This is a genomic window from Moorena sp. SIO4A1, assembly GCF_010672065.1.
GTDB lineage: Bacteria > Cyanobacteriota > Cyanobacteriia > Cyanobacteriales > Coleofasciculaceae > Moorena.
In genome coordinates, this window is sequence record NZ_JAAHHX010000752.1 from 1 (window position 1) to 1,397 (window position 1,397).

Consider the following 1,397-nt stretch of genomic DNA (forward strand, 5'->3'; position numbering starts at 1 on the left):
CTTACCGCAGATCTTCTCTCCATCATTCACGTCTTCTCTTGCCGGGTTCACGGACTCAGAAAATACGGCCAAAAAATCAAAGAAGATTCGAGTGTTCCTAAACCCTGAACAGCGAGCAATTGTCCGCCACTGGTTTGGGGTATCCCGTTACGTTTTCAATAAGACCGTCAAAATACTCGAAAATGGCGAAGTTAAAGCAAATTGGAAAGCCATGAAAACTGGTATTATAAATGACCTTCCTGAATGGTGTAAGACAGTGCCTTATCAAATCAAATCTATAGCGATAAAGGATGCTTGTACCGCTGTCAGGGTCAGAAGTTACCGCAAGGATAGTGGAGCCTTTATAGTTGGCAGGCTATGCAGAAAAGGGTTAAAACTTATTGATTAAGGCTCCACTAACAATCAGGTTTCGTCTCCGGAGGCCAAGAAAAAATACAAAAAGACAGCGCAGATTAATCGGGTAAAGTTCAGATCTCGTAAAAATTGGGTACAAACTTGTTATATTCCAAAGTCGGCGGTTTCTATTAAAGGAATTTATTACACGATATTAAGTGAAATAACCTTTACTGAAACACTTCCCGTTCGCGCAGCGTCGGCTACGCCGAATCACATCTGCGATTGTTGATTGACTAGCACCAACGGGGACTATTATTTAGTAGTTCCCTATAAGACAACTCAAGGAGAAACCGAAAACCAAGGTAGAGTAGTTGCCTTAGATCCTGGTGTTAGAACTGTCTTGATGCAGTCGCTCATGGGGGAAACCACGGCAGTCGCTCATGGGGGGGACCCCCAAGACCGCGCTGCCTCCCCAAGACCGCGCTGCATCGCTTTTTGACATTTTTCAGTGAGACTTCTATTGGGAAGATTGGCCATGGTGACTTTTCTCGGATCCAACGATTATGTCATCACTTAGACAATTTAATTTCAAAAATTAGCAAAGCTAAGGGTAAGCAAAAGCGTCGAAGGAGAAAAGCCGCCAGGAGGATGATTATTAGAATTCAAAATCTGGTAAATGAACTGCATCACAAAGCGGCAAGATTCCTAGTTGATAACTTTGACGTAATACTGCTTCCTACCTTTGAGACGTCTGAGATGTCTAAAAAGCAAAATCGATAACTTAGATCTAAAACGGTTCGCAATATGCTTTCTTTTGCCCACTATCGGTTTAAAGAGTTCTTAAAGCATAAAGCAGCCGAAAACCGAAAAATAGTTGTTGATGAAAGCGCAAGCCTATACTAGCAAGACTGTTAGCTGGACTGGTGAACTAGTCAATATCGGCGGGAGCAAGATTATCAAATCAAAAATCGATAACCAACAAATGGATTGACCTTTGGTCACGCTTCGCGAACGTGACATCAATGGCGCTCGTGGGATATTCCTACGGGCTTTGGGAGATA

Annotated in this window: 2 protein-coding genes and 1 pseudogene; all 3 read left to right on the forward strand. The window is 42.9% G+C overall.

Going from position 1 to position 1,397, the window contains the following annotated elements; translation table 11 throughout:
- Window positions 1–87: pseudogene (locus F6K53_RS42605) on the forward strand (IS607 family transposase); the annotation flags it as partial.
- A gap of 4 nt (window positions 88–91) precedes the next feature.
- On the forward strand, window positions 92–388 hold the full coding sequence (locus F6K53_RS42610) for a helix-turn-helix domain-containing protein (RefSeq protein ID WP_293086605.1): 297 nt from the start codon (window positions 92–94) through the stop codon (window positions 386–388).
- A gap of 237 nt (window positions 389–625) precedes the next feature.
- Window positions 626–835 (forward strand): hypothetical protein, encoded by a 210-nt coding sequence (locus tag F6K53_RS42615; RefSeq protein ID WP_143727471.1) that lies wholly within the window; start codon window positions 626–628, stop codon window positions 833–835.
- Window positions 836–1,397 lie beyond the last annotated feature (562 nt).